The organism is Chryseobacterium sp. Bi04, assembly GCF_918698085.1.
Taxonomy (GTDB): Bacteria; Bacteroidota; Bacteroidia; order Flavobacteriales; family Weeksellaceae; genus Chryseobacterium.
Genome location: NZ_CAKKLP010000010.1, coordinates 17,016 through 34,898, shown reverse-complemented (window position 1 = coordinate 34,898; position 17,883 = coordinate 17,016). Strand labels below are relative to the sequence as shown.

Genomic DNA, 17,883 nt, shown 5'->3' with positions numbered 1-17,883 from the left:
AAATAGTATTAGAAAGTTAAGTTAAGACCAAGAACATAGCTTCGTGAACGAGGATATGTAGAGCTGTCATATCCAGGTGTCACAGTCACCCCGCTTGCCGCCGAAACTTCAGGATCATACCCTGAGTACCCTGTAATTGTCGCCAGATTATTAACGGTAAAATAGATACGGGCATTGGTTAGCATCACTTTATTTAAAAATTCTCTAGGAAAAGAGTATCCTAATGTTACCTGAGCAATTCTCAGGTAGGAGCCGTCTTCTACATAATACGATGATGGGTAGGCAATATTTGCAGTATTTGTATTGCTTAAGCTCCACAGTCTTGAACCTTCATCAGGATTCAGCTCTTTAAGCCTAACCAAATTTGTTGTTGCCTGTCCCGTATTAGGATCAATCAAATGATAATAATTGTTTCCGAATTCTGAAGGAGCATTCTGGAACATGGCGTATGGACTTAAACTTTGCTTGGTTGCGTTATAAATATCATTACCAACGCTAAATTTCATAAACACAGCCAGGTCAAAGCCTTTGTAGGAGAAGTTATTGCTGATTCCCCCGATAAAATCCGGAGTACCGTTTCCTATCTTCTGCATTTTTCTTGTAAACTGATCACCTGCTTCATTATCAGCAGCAAATTTCATATCTCCCGGTTTAGGAGTTCCGGTGGCAGGTTTTACAACGCCCGGGTTTAAGGTTAATGATCCATCTGGATTTTGAGTAAAATCATCAGTCGTGTAAACTCCCTGATAAACATATCCGTACATATCACCCAATTCTTCTCCTAGAGTTGCATAGTAGGTTACCATTCCCGTTCTGCTTCCTCCGACACTGAACGTTTTATTCAGTTGTCCGTTTTCAAGAGAAAGAACTTTAGATTTATTGAAAGAAATATTAAGGTCTGTTGTCCATCTGAAATTTTCTGATTTTAAATTGATGGTATTTAATGTGAATTCCATCCCTCTGTTTCTCATAGAACCAATATTCTGATATTGTCTTGAATAGCCTGAGGAAACGGGAAGTACACTTTCAAAAAGCATTTTGCTGACGTTATTATTATACCATTCGGAGGTTAATTTAATTCTGCTATTGAAAAAAGCTAAATCTACCCCAATATTGGTTGTTCTCAGTTCTTCCCACTGAAGATATGGATTTCCCCAGTTTGTGCTTGTAACATAGGCAGGATATCCCTGGGTATTGTTCATCGGGTAATCTGTAAGCAGAACATTGGTTCTCCATAAATGATTAGCAACCCCGTTATTACCAGTGGCCCCGTATTCAATTCTTAATTTAAAATCATTAACAAAATTATTGATCTTATGCTCTTTCCAGAAGTTTTCCTGAGAAACGCGCCAAGCACCTGCTATTGATGGAAAATATCCCCAACGAATATCCTTCGCAAATTTTGAAGAACCGTCCGCACGTATTGTCCCTGTAATTAAGTAACGATTATCATAATTGTAATTCGCACGGGCAAAATAGGAAAGTAAGCTCATACTTGATCGGTCTGTATTTTTATCAGCTACCGTTGCGTTGGCAATATCATCCAACCCGAAATTAGGATACGGGAATTTTGTAAGTTTCATGCTGCTTCCTTCGGATTCTTCATACCAGATTTCGTTCCCGATTAAAGCATTTACTTTATGTTTTTCACCAAAAGTTTTATTATAATTTAAAGTATTGGTAATCTGATAACGGAATGTTTCCGCATTGGCGATATTTCCGTTAATCCCTGTGTTGACAGGATCTGTAAGAAAGGCACGGGAATTCTGATCTGAAAAAGATGTTGATTTACTGTTTGTCCAGCTATATTGTCCGGCAGTTCTCCATGTAAAGTTTTTCAGGAAATCAAATTCGACCCCTGCATTGGCTACGAATGTTCTTGTACGTTTGTTGGAAGTAGATGCCTGATTTTCTATGAATGGATTTTCTGTATCGAAACCGGAATCTAACGCTGAAAAATCCGGAAAAGTCTGATTGTTGAACAGCTGATCCTGAGTAAACAATGTACCTCCGGTGATAGGCTGAAGAAGAATTTTTTTCATCCCGGAATAGGCTCCTCCCCCATTTACAGAATTGTTCGTAAACATGGTATTGAAATCTACTCTTACTCCTTTATACAATTCCGAAGTGATATTGGCACGTAATGAATTTCTTGTTTCGTTAAAATTTTGAAGCAGACCCTCCTGCTTATTGTAATTATAACTAATGAATGCCTGTGTTTTATCATTTCCTGCAGAAATATTTATGTTGTGGTTCTGAGTTACCCCCGTTCCGCCCAACATTTTCTCCTGCCAGTCTAATGCGGAAGCAGACCCATAGCGATTGCCAATCCTCTGATAGGCTCCGGAATAAAACCCTGGTGAATCTGTCCCCAAATTATTATCAAAAACATTACTCCACGCTGATGGCTTAGACTGAAGCATTCCCAATTCGTACTGATACTTTACATATTGTTCCGGATTTGAGAGCATATCCAGTTTCTTTGAAAGCATATCAAATGACATGAACGTATTATAGTTGATAACCGTTCTTCCTTTTTTACCACCTTTAGTTTTAATAACAATAATACCGTTGGAACCACGGGCTCCGTAAATGGCAATCGCAGAAGCTCCTTTTAGTACGTCGATACTTTCAATATCATTAGGATTAATCACATTCAAAGCGTTATCCATTTGGAAACCGTCTACAATATAAAGTGGATCAGAACTTTGGGTAATGGAAGAACCTCCCCTGATCGTAACATTGGCGCTGGCTCCCGGGGCACCGCCTGCAGTCACAATATTCAGACCTGCAGCTCTTCCCTGCAGTGCCTGTAAAGCGTTCATTGCCGGTGTAGCTGCTAAATCTTTTGCAGAAACTGAAGAAACAGATCCTGTTAAGTCTGACTTCTTAACTTTACCATAACCGATAACAACCACTTCCTCAATATCTTTTGTGTTTTTCACAGTATCGTTTACCGCCTTTTGCCCCCAGACAAAACTTGTTGAAAGCATAAATGCCGGAAAGACTATTCGCTTTATATTTTTGTGTTTAACTATCAAAGACATATGTTAATTTTTATGTTACCAAAATACACCGTTACAAAAATCCAGGCATCCTGCAATATCCTGTATTGCAATATTCATAATTTACCACAATTAACTGCAAATATTTAAGTTATATTTTAAAATACTCAACAAATCACGTGTAAATTATCAATCATTCAATAAAATACTTAACTAAACCGTGAATTATAAATTCCTATTTCAAACAGATCCCCTTTTTTTAGAGTTAATTGCTTTTAAATAAAAAAGACACTGAAACAATCAGTGCCTTATTGAGTTATTTTTTAACTCTGAAACTATATGAATAGATATTGTGAAACCGTCAATGAAACAGGGGGAAGGCTATCTTAAGGAATTGCCATACCCTACCATCAAAATAGAAATAAACATGACGATCATTCCAACAGCAATGGTAGTAATGGTTCTTTTGGAAACTCCTTTCCATTCTTTAATAATGATTCCCCACAAATTAGCAATGAAGATAATAAATGCCATGTGTAAAATCCACGAGCTCGCCCCATTTCCCATTTTACTTTCACCCATACCATAAAAGAAAAACTGTAAAAACCACATGGTTCCGGCAAGCGCACAGAAGATGATATTTTTTGCAACAGGTACATTTCTCTTAGTATAGTCGGTGTAAGATTTATTTTTAAAAGCCAAATACAGACAGCCGATCAGATTGACTGCCATCCCGCCCCAAAGGACAACCACATAGGTTACATTATTTTGAAAAAGAAATTCTCCCTGTCCCGGATTTGCTAGTTTCCAGGCTTCATTGGCTACAATGGCCATTGGCTTTCCTGCCTCCAGTCCGAAATTGAAACATGCACTTAAAACACCGGAAATGATGGAAACTATTATTCCCAACCCGAATTTATATTCCGTTTTTCCTTCTACACCATGAGGATCTATTGAACCGGTTTGCAGCTCTTTTTCCTTCATCATCCCTGCTTTTCCGCTGATGACGATTCCAATAACACAAACCAGAAGTCCCAATAACACAAACTGTCCCCAATTGCTGGAAAACAGTAAACCGATATTGTCTTTTCCTGTTTGCGGAGAAAATTCATAATAAATAGAAGGAACCAATGATCCGAATATCATACAAAGTCCCAAAATAATGCTGCTCCCAAGCGCAACACCCAAATATCTGACTCCTAAACCATAAGTAAAACCGCCAATTCCCCACAAAGCACCAAACAAAAACGTCAGTCCCAATATGGAAGAACTTTCACTCTGAATGATTTCCCAAAAATCAGGAATGGTCATAAAGGCAGCCAATGGCGGAACGATGACCCAGGAAAAAACGCCTCCTATCAGCCAATACGTTTCCCAGGACCAGCCTTTTACTTTTTTATAGGGCAGGTAAAAACTCCCTGAAGAAAAGCCTCCTAAGAAATGAAAAAAAACTCCTAATAATGCATTCATAATTTTATCTTATGGATTGAATTTGAAAATTAATACTATGAAATCGATTGCGCATCTTGTAGTGTCATGTTTACAATAATAATTCTTTTTTTTTAAATCAATGATTCGATGTAGCCAAACAAAGAATTAAAAGTTCAATACTTGAAATCATCTATTAAAATTAATTCTGTTCTCTAAAATTTCAAAAAACATCAATAGAAATGGGCTAAAGCCCATTTACTAAGGTACATTCTATTGTTGGCTTTAGCAAAACCTATAAAATATGGCTAAAGCCTTAGGTTGGTTCTTATTTATAGTCAGCTAAAGTCCGACTTTATTGATTTTCCCACAGATTTCTCAGATCTACACAAATGTTTATGCTATACTTTATTTAAGTTGTCAAATTAGACGCAATCAGTTGTGCAAATCTGCGAAATTTATGGTAATAAAAACGTTACTTCATTTTATACACTTCACTGGCAGCAAGCAACAGGCAGCCTAAACCATAATCTTCAAAATCAGGTTCTTTGTCAACAGCAAGTGGCTGACCGTCTTTAGGTTCTTTTCCTGTTCCCTGTACCCAGCCCAGAAATCCATTAGGCTGAACGGAATCTTTTGCAATTGCATTCCAGGCCTTCACAACAATGGGTAAATACGTTTTCTTATCAATTAAACCTTTATTGATTCCATACGCCATTCCATATACAAACAGAGCGGTTCCCGTCATTTCCTTGCCTCCAAAATTGTTTGGGTCATGTAAACTTGCATTCCAGAAGCCATCTTCTCTTTGGATGGGCAGCAAAGCTGATAACAAATCTTTATAATCCTGCAAATATTCCTGATAATGTGGGTCGGATTTTGGCGTGTCCTCCAGCGTACGTACCAAAGCAGCAACTACCCAACCGTTTCCGCGGCTCCAGTAGCAATCTTCACCGTTAGGTTCTTTATAAGGCGGAACAAAACTCTTGTCTCGCCACCAAAGTTTATCTTTTGGGTTGTACAAACCATTTCCGCCATGCTTATATTTGGTAAAAGCATACATTTCGTAGTTTTTATCGAAATACTTTTGCTCACCCGTAATTCTGCCCAGTTTTGTAAAAATTGGCATTCCCATCTGAAGTGCATCAATCCACCACCAGTCATCTGATTTTTTGGAGGTGATCATACTGTCCATCGAGGCTTTCACTAATTTTATTCTTTCCGGATTTTTCCTTCCGTCAATTTCGTAAAGATCAAGATACGTTTGTCCGCAAGCCTGATTGTCGGCATTTCGGGTGTAGGTTCCGCGCATCATGTCCCAATTGTGCTTTTGAGACCAGTCGATGGCGTAATCGTAATATTCTTTCTTAGGATCTACTTTATATAATGCTATTAATCCCTCGTAATAAACAGCCCGCGTCCAAAGATTGCTCGGCCATACTTTTTTGCCGACAACTTCCTTTCCCGGATCCGGCCATTTGTTCATGAAATATTGATTTGCTCTTCGTGAAACTTCCAACACTTCTTTTTTATCCGGGAGATTAACGTTCTTTGCCCTTGTTTCTTTCTGAACTGAACAAGAAGATAAAACTCCAATAATCAACGCATAAAAAGCGCCTCTCATTAATACTTTCTTCATAATTATATATATTTTTTATTGTACAATGTATTAGTTTTAAAAACTTCAACATTAAGAAAATTAAAGGATTAAGATTAATTAAGGAAACATCAAGATATTTTTTAAGCATAACACTTATTATTTTGACTTCGTCAAATCTCTTAATCTTTCTTTTAATTATTAATTATCTATTTTTCTAAACTTCTTAATGTTTAAAATAAATTTAAATTCTATAAATATTAAGGTTTAACGGTATAAATATTTGGCGCAGGAACCTTTGAAACAGATTCATCCAAATAATAATCGGTATGGGGAGGCTGATTGTACCCTACATTTTGCCAGACGATGCTCAAACGGTATTGTGGATTATGCATCAACGTGTACAAACGGTGCTTCGTCGGAATTGTCGAACTGAAAATCCGAAGTTCCTTATTATCTGAGGTTCTGTACATCACTTCTTCCCGCCAATCCCCGAATAAATCGGCGACCAAAGAAGGGTTTTTCTTGGTCCCGTTATTGGATTCACACTGAAAATCTTTAGCATCAAAAATCAAATCCGATTTTTCTTTATTCCAATCCCATTTTGATACGGAGGTCCCGTCTAGAATTTCGCTTAAAAAATCTCCATCCCAATAAATCCCCATATTAACTGACGGATTTTTTTCACTGATTTTTTTTCCTTTCGCATCGTAAAGCCCTTTAACTCCAGCTCCTGCAGCCCAACATTCTGAACCTTCATACCTTGGGTCTATATTTAAAGATAATCCTCGTCCCGGTCCCTGAAATTTGCCTTGTTTACTATAAATTAAAGATGGTAATTTCCATAAAACTTTCCCGGTAGCTCCATCTCTGAAATGTGCACCTGCATCATCAAATCTTTCCTGAATATCAAAAATTTCCAATCCGGGATTAGATGGGTCTAAATCTCCAACGTGCAGCGCATCACCATGGCCAAAACCTGTACTGTTCAGCACTTTCCCATTATCATCAACCGTCATGGCACCGAAGATAATTTCATCTTTTCCGTCATTATCAACATCTGCAATACTCAGGTTATGATTTCCCTGTCCGCGGTATTTTTTATTTTCTTCTGAACTTTCGGTATCAAAAAGCCATCGCAAACTGAGTTTTTTATCTTTATAATCCCATGCCGCGATTGCCGTTCTGGTGTAATATCCCCTCGACATAATTACACTTGGAGTTTTACCGTCCAGGTAAGCAACAGCTCCCAAAAACCGGTCTATTCTGTTGCCTTTTGCATCACCCCAGGTTTCGGTCATTTGCTCGTCGGTTGGATTCAGACTCCCTGCAAATCTTGGAACTTCATAATTCACGGTATGAATTTCTTCGCCGGTTTCACCATTAAAAACAGTCAGGAACTCCGGTCCGGAAAGGATCATTCCATTTTCATTGACGTAATTTTTTGTCGGGTCTCCTATAAATTTTCCTTTGCTGTCTTTGCTTCCGTCGGCGGTTTTCATTACAATTTCGGCTTTACCGTCCTGATCGAGATCGTATACCAAAAACTGTGTATAATGCGCTCCTTCTCTGATATTTTTTCCCAGATTGATTTCCCATAAAAATGTACCATTCATTTTGTAAGCCTGGATGATGGGTGGATCAGTAATACCTTTCTGACTGTTGTCTTTTGACCTTCCGGTTTGATGCAGAATGATTTCATATTCACCATCACCATCCAAATCTGCCACAGAAGCATCATTCGGGGTATAACCTTGTGGTGTTTTTAAGGGAATGGAAAAATAAGGTTTTTGATTGGCTACATATTTTGCAGAATCATTGTCAACTGATTTATCCTGAGTATTTGACTTAACGAAATAGGTATAATTCTTCGCTTTATCAGCAGTTTTATCTAAGAAATTAGTTCCGTTTAAAAGGAGTTTTTCATTCAGTTTTATAGTTGAATTATTTTCAGTCCGATACAAATCAAAATGGGTATTTTGCTCCTCTGTTCCTAGCAGACGCCAACTCACGAAAACCCCTGATTCTACAGGAATGGCAACAATTCCTCGTTTGAGGTATTCCATTTGTCTCTGTGCAGAAAATAGCTGCGATAGAAAAATGGCAGATGTGATAAGTATATATTTGATTTTCATAAATCTTTGCTTTGTAAGTTTCGGCTAAAGCCAATCTATATTTTCATTATTCGTAAACGGCTTCAGCCTGTTCCTATTGAATTTTATCCTTGTCAAGGTTTAGAACCTTGACAAGGATGTTACGTTGAATCGCTTGCAGCGAACTGGGGTGGAGTTCTTTTTGCGAGGATAACGACGAACAAAAAAGGGAAGTGAGGGCGGATTAAGCTGTCCAAATAATTTACATTAATAAATTTCAATCGATTGCGCAATATCTTTATTTTTTAGAAGTTTGCCTCAATAACCACTTCACCCACTCCTCAGTTCCCTGATAATTGGTAAAATCTGCGGGTAGTTTTTTGCCGTCAATGTATTCATTATAACACCACGGATCGCCCAATGCAAAGACAGTTCCTTTGCCAATTTTTGCGATGGCGGCGATGTTTTTGCCTTCCGCAGACAGCAATTCTTTCGCCGGACTTTTCACTGAAATCGTCGCCACTTCTTTCATATATAATTTCTGCTCAGAAAAAACTTCATTTCCTGCCGGAACCATCACTTTTCCCTGCTCGAATTCTCTTTTCTGAACACGGTTGTAACTGTCATCGTTGAAATGAATTCCAAATTCTCCCGCCAGTTTGTTGAAATGTTCAAATTCAGAATTACCACTGTCGTTGCTCATTAAAACCAAAACACCACCATTGTTCACCCATTCCACCAAATTTTTGATGCTTGCTGCATCAATCAGATTTGCCTTTCCACCGTAAGCTTCTTTGTCAGTATCCGCATCGACAATGATATAAATACCGGCATTTTTCAAATCTTTTTTGGTCGGAGCAGTTGTCAGCATACTGATTTCTGCGCCTTGTTTTGTGAAAATTTCTCCCAACAAAGAAAACCCGCCGTTGCTGGTGTCATTCCATGTATAATGCCAGGATTCCAGGACTTTGGTTTCTTTATTTTCCTTTTTTTCGTTGTTGAAAAAATTGTCTAAAACGACTTTTGGTTTCTGCTGAGCATTAGAAAAGCTGAATGTCAGCAAAGTTCCTAATGCGAATGTTTTTACTATTTTGTTATTCATTTCTTTTAATTTTATTTTGAATAATGTATTGGAATCAATTTAATTTCGCCATCCAGACCGGAAGGCTGCACTTTCCAGTTAGATGCATCAAAAGGCTTATAGTTGATATTCACAAAATTGATTTCGTGGTAATTACGCCACTGAATTTTATTTTGATCCATATAACGGATTCTGTTCGCCATTAAACTACAAACTTCAATCTGAATGGTATTTTTTCCTTTTTTAAGGTATTTTCCAATGTTGATTTCAAAAGGAATGCTCCAGACAATTCCCGCTTCCTGACCGTTGACAATTACTTTTGCACTTTCATACAGTTTATCAAATTTCAACAGATAATCGTCTGCATTTTTTTTCTTCAAGTTTAAAGTTGTTATATAAACACCAGTCCCTGAAAAGCTTTGTGTTGCAGGATCTTCTGAGAAATTGGTCCAGGGTTCCAATTTCTTTAATTTTCTTAATTTTGGAAGTTCGGGACCGCCTTCTTTGAAAGTTAATTGCCAGTTTTGATTTAAATTGATAGGAAAATCTGTCTTTTCAACATATTTCCATTTTGAAATTGAACTGTTTATGTTTTCAGAAGCTTTTATAATTAAAGATTCTCCCGATTTCAGTTGTACTCTAACCGAATTATTTTGAATTTCAGCAAGTCCAAAATCTCCGTTTTCAGGATTCATTAGGACAACTTGTTTTCCGACAAAATTTAAAGGAATATTTTGATTAATTTCCTTTGAAGTGTGATTCACGATGTAATAATATTTTCCGCCGTCAAACTGTCTTCTCACGAATTTCAATCCGGTGTCAGTCAGTTTTTCTCTTTCTATTTTTAAATATTCCAACGCTTTCGCAATATCCGAACTTAAAATGATTTTACCCTTTCCAAAGCTCGCCGTTTTCAAATTTACAGCCTGGTTTTGAAACTGGATTTGGTTCCATAAAGATTTTAATTGCGTTCTTCTTTTCTCCACTTCAAAATTTCCGGGAATATCTTTCGGCTCATTTTGAAAAATTATTGAAGCTCCGTTTTGAGTTAAATCCAAAATATTTTTTAAAGTAGATTCGGGCAGATAAGTTAATTCGGGAATAATCAAAACCTGATACGTAGAACCATCTTCCGACACCTGAATCTTCTGGTTTTCAGGCTTCGATTCGCCAATCATTTTGTCCGAAATCATATCTAAGGAATACCCCATTTTACTGAGTTTATTCAGATTTTCATACATCGGAGTGGGCTGTAACCATTTTTCAACATTATGAACTTTGAATGTCACATCCTTCCCTTTCGGATTGGCCCATTGGTCGTAAATAGGCCAGTACATCAGCAATTCGTTATCCGATTTTCCGCTCTGCAAAACAGATTGCGTACGTTCGATATAAGAATTTAAACCCTTCAAATGGGGCCACAAACTGTTTTCAGGAACAAAATTTACCGAAGCATAAAACAGCCATCCCGGAAACGGAACATCCGCCGGTGTATACGTTGTACCATGGTAAAAAACATGATTAATTCCCGATAAAAACACTTGTTCCACTTCTGGTTTTGTCCGTGACCAGGAGGTTTTGAAATGTTCTGTCAGCCATGTAAAAGTTTCGTTTGAAGTTAACTTTTTCCCTGTCACATTCGCTGCCGAAGAAGCAAATTTCAACATATTAAAATCCGGCATATCTGATTTCTGAATATCCGCAGTATCTCTTTTTAATCCAGGGATTCCAAAAATTGAACTTCCGAAAGTTTCAGATTCAGGAATATCAACTGCTGCATACAAATCCAGCAAATTTCCCGGCGAACCGTGCGCCTGATTAGTATTTTTTGAGTTTTTTGAATGCGCCCAATGGGTGAAATCTTTGGTAAAATTGTTTAAAATCAATTCACTCAGCGTTTCTCTGTAATCTGATTTTACCCGTCCTGCAATTTCATTCTCCTCATTGCTGACCAAATATTTAATGTACGGACTTAGATTGTATCCTCTTCTCTTCTTGAATTCATTTAAAAAATCCGGCGTCCAATCTGCGTTGTAAACCTCATAACTGTCATTGAAAAAAGAACGGATTCCGTAGTTTGAATTTCCAAAAGCTTTATCGAAAGTTTTCAGATAATCTTTGGTTGCCGCCGGTGAAAAATGGTCCAACGTATAGCCTTCTCCACCCGGAGCAGCACGTTTTACTTTTTGCAAAGTTTTACTAGCGAAAACTGCGTAGATTATCCATTTTCCTGACGTTGGTTTCCAATTTAAAGCCCCATCAGCATTAACTTTATCTGTTAAAACCACCGGTTCATTTTTTTCATTGTAAGCCGTTACAATATCCAGTTTTATAGTTTTTAAATTCTTCTTTTTTTCATCTTTCAAAATGATTTTTTCTGCAAATTTTTCACCCGATGAAATCATGTACTTCTGAACAATCATTTTTGTGGCCGCATCCTGTTCGTTAACTTGCGGTCCGCCAATTGGCCAACCTGTTCCGACCGACATATCGACGCCCATGTTCAGGCTTTTTGCTTTGTTTGTAGTGAACTGAAGCATTTTCATCCACTCCGGAGAAAGATAATTGATATACTGATTTTCAAAGCCTTTTGCTCCATAAATCGGGACGATTTCTACCCCTCCAAAACCCGCTTGATTAAGTGTTGTCAGTTGTTTATCTAATCCTTTTTCATCAACTGCATTTCCCATCCACCACCAGCGTGTCCATGGTTTTACAGTCTCCGTGGGTTTTGGCCACGGATTTTGTGCGGAAAGATTTCCGAACACAAAACAGATGAGACTAAGACTGACTATATTTTTAATTTTAATTTTCATTTTTAACTTTTAAATTTAGTCACAAAAGATTTTAAACACTTTAGTTACTTTAAGTATGTGATTCTGCTTTTGAGAAGAACACATTAGTTTTAAAAATCATAGATTTTTAATTAATTCCCATCCGGTTTTAAAGCTTCCATAAAGATACTTTCCGTCCAATGGAATTTTCCAACAGGATCAGGTTTATTTAAATCAAAACCTTTATAATTTTTTGAAATAAATTGACTCAAAGGCAGCTTTTGATCAACAATACTTTTAACGACACATTTCGCCAATTCATAAGCACCATACGTATTAAAATGAGTGTCATCTGCCAAAGCATCCGGTTGATTGGGATAAGAATTTGCAGGATAATAGACAAATGCCTTTTTAGAATTTCCCGGTCCCATGGCTTCAAACAGGGCTTTACTCATCACATTTAAATCAATTAAGAAGATATTTTCTTCTTTTGCAATCTCCCGCATCGCATCAGGAAAATCATCCAATGTGTTGACGATTTTATTGTTCTCATCAAAAACACGACGATTCATGGAAGTAATTAAAACAGGAGTTGCTTCCAGTTCTTTGGCTTTTAAAATCCATTCTTTCAACCTTTTCCTGTAACCGGATTTGATGCTGTTCCCTGACTTCTGGTCATTATGTCCAAATTGGATAAACAGATAATCTCCAGGTCTGATTTTATTCCATATTTTATCGATTCTATGGCGGTCTTCAAAGGCTTTCAGCGTTTCCCCGCTTTCGGCGTAATTGGCAATTACAACTTCGTTCGGAACAAAAAAATACGGCAACATTTGTCCCCACGATGCCCAAGGTTCATACTGCGCATCTACTACCGTAGAATCTCCGGTCAGGTAGATTGTTTTGGCGCTTTTATTCGGCTGAATGATTATTGAAGAAACTCCGGGAGCTTTACCATTAAATTCAATCGTCAGCAAGTTGTCCCAATGCAGGTATTTTCTTTCTCTTGGTTTTAATTTTACAATCCCGATTTGAGTTCCGTCCTGATTTCTGATGATGCTGTCTTTTACGTGTACCGTGATGCGTTTCTCAACGATTTCGTCTTGTTTTGTTTTGATTTCATTCAGCATCAGACGGCGGTTTTCGACACGAACTGTTGTTTCAGAAGTTCCTTTAGAATCGCCTAGACTTAACTTAATATCATAATTTCCTTCCGGAATTGCCACAGAAAAATAGAAAGGTTTATCGCTGGTGATATAATCTCCCGTCAAAGCATTTCCTCTTCTGTCAATAGATTTTAAGTTGGAAATATCCATAAATCCGTACCCTGTTTTCTTGTCAAACTTTGAAGTTGAAGTAACAGGAATAAAACCATTCTCGGTTCTGCTTCCTCCAAAATCAAATTTGAAAGAGATTTGTTGCGCAAACAAAAACGAACCTAAAAAAAGCGTTAAAATTTTTATCCAGTTTTTCATCTTTAATCCGTTAAAATGTTTTCTTTCGGCATTGTAAATTGTTTATTTTCATCACCCAAATTCGGTAAGCCGAAATAGAAATACAATGTCCTTTTAAAAGTTCCATGGAGATGATTCAATTCACTTTCCGGTCCTAAAGTTTCGGTTTTATCATTAATATTAAACGCCAAAACAGTTCCCAACGGCGGAATTGCATCCAAAAATGAAATGTTTCCTGTTGGCAATTTCGGATAACCTTCTGCTCCGTAAATTCCATAAAAATCAAAAAGTCTGACAAACATTTTTTCTTCTTTTGTTCCGATAGTGATTTTTCCTTCCGCAGTATCTAACTGCAGCCACGAAATATCGTCAAAATACCCTTTAAATTCAGGATAAATCCACGGTAAAAAACCAGTTCGCGTTGAGTTCTTCAAATTCTGCCAAACATTATGAGTCTGTCCCTGAGTCCTGTTTTTCCAAACGTGATATGGACCTTTACCCAGCCATTTTGCGCTGATGACATAATTTTCAGGGTAATCAAAACTTACCCCTGAAAAAGCATATTCTCCTGAAAGAGAATATTCATAATTTAGTTCTAAAATTCCATTCGGATTAAGTTTCCAAACCGCTTTTTTTCCGTCTCTGTACAAAACTTCAACAATTTGATTTTTCCCTTCTACAAAAGATTTTATCGAAGATAATTCTGATTTTTCACTCACGAAAACCGGTCCGTTTCGGAAGGTCATTTTTTTGCCTTTTTTATCTAAAATGACTGACTTTAATAATCCATCTTTTTTACCGATTGAAAATTCTTTTTCGTCCGATTTTAAAATAAATAAAGAATCATTTTCTACAACTGAAACCGGAAATTCTTTGATTAAAGATTCCGAGAAATGTTTTGAAATTTCATCATTAGACGAAATTTTCCAAGTCCATGTATAAATTTCTTTTCCGAAAGTGTCTGTTGCAGTCAGCAATAAACCTTCATTTTCTTTCCAGTTATTTGGAAGATTTAAAATAATATTTCCTTTTTCAGTTGGTTTAATATTCGGGGGCTCTGCATTTCTTTTTTGAATCACATCAAAACCAGATTCTGAAGAAAATGGAGTTTTAAATTTAACCAATTTCCATTCAAAATGACATTCATTTAAATTGGTGAAATGATATCGGTTTTCTACAGGAATAATTCCGTTAAAATCATTTGAAATCGTTTTAAGATTAATTTTTACCGGACTATAAATTTCCCGAATCGCATAAAAACTTCCTTCTTTTTCACGATGCGGACCCACAACTCCATCCGGAGCATTAATGGCATTCACATCAATCTGATTATTGAAATCGGTTCTCACCAAACCTTCATCTGCAAATGCCCAAAGAAAACCTCCTGCGCCTTTTTTGGAATTCCAGTGAAGTTCCCAGTAATCGGCCAAAGAAGTTCCGCCACCGCCATCATTTTGGGCGTGTAGAAATTCGGTCGGCATATAAATATTTTCGCCTTCAAGTATTTTTTTGGTGCTGTAATAATCTTCATAATGATTGCAGTCTATACCGTTGAAAGCATTTCCTGGCTTGTGATGTGCGTGAATTACGGAACGGTTTGACAAATCGTATTTTGCATATTCTTCATCCAAATTAAAATTATGTCCGCCCTCATTTCCGTTGCTCCAGAAAATAATGGAAGGACGATTGGCATCTCTTGTAACCATCTCTCTGACGATCTTTTTACCTACTTCGGTGCTGTATTTTTTTTGCCAGCCCGCCAGTTCATCCAAAACATATAAACCCAACGAATCACAAATCTGAAGGAACGATTTATTGGGTGGATAATGAGCACAGCGAACAGCATTCATATTCATTTCTTTGATGAGCTGAACGTCCATCAAATCAATGTTTTTGTTAACAGAACGACCCGTTTCCGGCCACCAGACGTGACGGTTGATCCCTTTCATTTTGATTTTGGTACCGTTGATGTAAATTCCATCGCCTTTTCGGATTTCAATCGTTCGGAAGCCGAATTTTTCTTCGCTTTGGAAGATGTTTTTTCTGTTTTTATTTAAACTGAATTTAGCTTTGTATAAATTGGGCGTTTCAGCTGTCCAGAGTTTTGGATTTTTAACCGAAAATTGAATCTGTTTTAAAGTATCTCCTTTTCGAATGACAATTTGAGATTCCCCAACGAGAATATTTTTAACATCAAAAATTTTTACATTTAAATTGTTGACCGATTGGATTCCTTTTAAATAAATATTTGAACGAAAACTGCCGTCTGCTTTGGCATCAATGGCTGTCCATGAAATATTTTCTTTTGAATTGGCCTCGAGGTAAACAGGCCTGAAAATTCCTCCCAAAACCCAGTAATCGGCAAGACGTTCTGCACTGTTTACAGATTTATCTGCAGACATTTTAGAAACTTTGACTTCAAGAATATTTTCTTTTCCAAAGATTAATTTGTCTGAAATATCATATTTAAATTCGTAAAAAGCACCCTGATGAATTTTTCCGGCTAATTTTCCGTTGATTTTCACTTCGGTATCAGTCATTGAACCTTCAAAAACAATATTGACCGATTTTCCTTTCCAGGAATGTAGAACTGAAAATTTGTGTTTGTAAAGTCCTACTTCATCATTAAATTTAAAATTCTTTCCGTAGGTAACGTAATCTCGTCCGTAGTTGTAGGAACCAAACCCCTGCTGTTCCCATTGTGACGGAACCTGAATTTTATCCCAGCTTCCTGATTTCCTTCCACCGGTTATCCAAAAGTCCCATTCTTTCGTATGCTCAGAATCTGTCCCGCTCAGGAATTGGATCTCCTTAGATTGAGAATGCAGAAACTGTGAGCAAAAGCATAAAATAACGAATATTTTAGAAAGAAAACTCATTTTGCAGCAATGTCGGAATCGTCTTTTTTGTCGTAAGATTGCATGATAGAAGCAACTTGCGTAACATTTATATTTTTTTGCTTTAAATTCTGAATGTTCTTCAGGTTTTCCATTTCTGGTTTCAAAGCTTTTATTTTCAAATTTTCAAATGTGAAATCATTCAAACTGTATAAATCTGATTTTTCAATAGAAAAAGCAGTTTCGCAACTGATATTAATGTCTTTTAATGTGATGTTGTTGGCCAATCCTTTTCTCGGTCTTTCTTCACCTTTTAAATCGAAAAACTGATTCCAGCCTTTTACATAGAGGAAGGTTTTTACATTTCCGGTAATATTTTCAACCGTAAGATATTCGTAATGCTGAGGTGTATCGGGACGCATTTTTAAATGTAATAATCTTGAAGCATTTTTCACTTTTGAGTTACGCAAAATCACATTGTAATTGTGAATCGATTCACTGCCGCAGGTCAACACGCTGTGACAAAAACCAAAGCTGTTATCTTCAATAATGATGTTTCTGTTTTCACCATTCTCAGGGGTTTTATCTGCTTTCGGCCCTTTTCCGCCTTTCAAAGCAATTGCATCGTCATTAACTGACATATAGCAGTTTTTAATCAGGAAATTCGTACAAGCATCAATATCAACTGCATCTGTACTTGGTGCTTTTACAGGCTCTTTCGGAGCAAGGATGGTCAGATTTAATAATTTTACAAAATCACATTTATAATAATGCGTGCTCCAGAATGGGGAGTTTTTTATGGTAATCCCTTCAACCTGTACATTTTTAGAATTGGAAACATAGATAATTCTAGGTCTCATTTCATCCATATTAGTACATTTAGGATTCCATTCTCTTCTTTTCCAGAAGGATTTCCAGAAACGAAGTCCGTTTCCGTCAAGCGTTCCCTTTCCTGAAACGGTGAAACCGTTTAATCCGTCAGCGTTAATTAAAGCAGGAAAATATTTTACGGTTTGACCTTCCATTCTTGTGGTAACTACCGGAAAATCATTGATATCATCACTTCCTTTTAATTTTGCACCGCTCTCCAAATGCAAATGTGTTCCCTGCTTAAAGAAAATAGAACTGATAAGGAATGTTCCTTTTGGTACAATGATGACACCGCCACCATTTTTAGCTGCCTGATCAATAACTGCCTGAACCTGTTTTGTCTGCAGAACTGTACTGTCGTTTTTAACGCCGAAATCCGTAAGGATATATTTTTTCCCTAATTTATTAATATCTGTAGGTCTATTTTCTTTAAACCATTTGGGAATTTTGGTTCCGTCAGGAAACTTATCCTGGCTTTTTACTCCTGATGAAAACAAGAAAAGTACAAACAGAGATAATAATAAGTTTAATGTATTTTGAGATTTCATAATTTATTTTTTACTGTATATCCTGATTTCATTAATAAAAATTCGCACTCAAAAGGAAAACAAAATAAAGGAATATCATTTAAATAAAATTATTCCGTTTTTTTCTAGAAAAAATCAGCAACTATTTTTCAACTGTTTAGCGAAAATTACCTTTTTATTTCATTTTCATAAAAATATACATTTTAGGAGCTGGCGG

The 17,883-nt window shown here is 36.8% G+C and carries 9 protein-coding genes; all 9 read right to left on the bottom strand.

What is annotated here, in order from left to right; translation table 11 throughout:
- Positions 1-8 precede the first annotated feature (8 nt).
- Positions 9-3,047: a TonB-dependent receptor gene (locus tag LQV47_RS15345; RefSeq protein ID WP_230038349.1), complete on the bottom strand. Its 3,039-nt coding sequence runs from the start codon at positions 3,045-3,047 to the stop codon at positions 9-11.
- A 339-nt stretch (positions 3,048-3,386) separates the two neighbouring features.
- Positions 3,387-4,475 (bottom strand): L-rhamnose/proton symporter RhaT, encoded by a 1,089-nt coding sequence (rhaT, locus tag LQV47_RS15340; RefSeq protein WP_230038347.1) that lies wholly within the window; start codon positions 4,473-4,475, stop codon positions 3,387-3,389.
- Between the two features lie 433 nt (positions 4,476-4,908).
- A complete protein-coding gene (locus LQV47_RS15335; RefSeq protein WP_230038345.1) occupies positions 4,909-6,072 on the bottom strand; it encodes a glycoside hydrolase family 88 protein in 1,164 nt (387 codons plus the stop codon).
- A gap of 218 nt (positions 6,073-6,290) precedes the next feature.
- Positions 6,291-8,165 (bottom strand): rhamnogalacturonan lyase, encoded by a 1,875-nt coding sequence (locus LQV47_RS15330; protein WP_230038343.1) that lies wholly within the window; start codon positions 8,163-8,165, stop codon positions 6,291-6,293.
- 256 nt (positions 8,166-8,421) lie between these two features.
- Positions 8,422-9,225: a hypothetical protein gene (locus LQV47_RS15325; RefSeq protein WP_230038341.1), complete on the bottom strand. Its 804-nt coding sequence runs from the start codon at positions 9,223-9,225 to the stop codon at positions 8,422-8,424.
- 11 nt (positions 9,226-9,236) lie between these two features.
- On the bottom strand, positions 9,237-12,020 hold the full coding sequence (locus LQV47_RS15320; RefSeq protein WP_230038339.1) for a glycosyl hydrolase: 2,784 nt from the start codon (positions 12,018-12,020) through the stop codon (positions 9,237-9,239).
- Between the two features lie 110 nt (positions 12,021-12,130).
- Entirely contained in the window at positions 12,131-13,453 is a 1,323-nt protein-coding gene (locus LQV47_RS15315; protein WP_230038337.1) for a rhamnogalacturonan acetylesterase, read from the bottom strand.
- Positions 13,454-13,455: 2 nt separating this feature from the next.
- The gene (locus tag LQV47_RS15310; protein WP_230038335.1) at positions 13,456-16,311 is read right to left on the bottom strand and encodes a glycoside hydrolase family 2 TIM barrel-domain containing protein; all 2,856 of its coding nucleotides are present in this window, start codon (positions 16,309-16,311) and stop codon (positions 13,456-13,458) included.
- Entirely contained in the window at positions 16,308-17,687 is a 1,380-nt protein-coding gene (locus LQV47_RS15305) for a glycosyl hydrolase family 28 protein (protein WP_230038333.1), read from the bottom strand. The genes LQV47_RS15310 and LQV47_RS15305 overlap by 4 nt, the downstream gene beginning before the upstream one ends.
- Between the last annotated feature and the right edge of the window lie 196 nt (positions 17,688-17,883).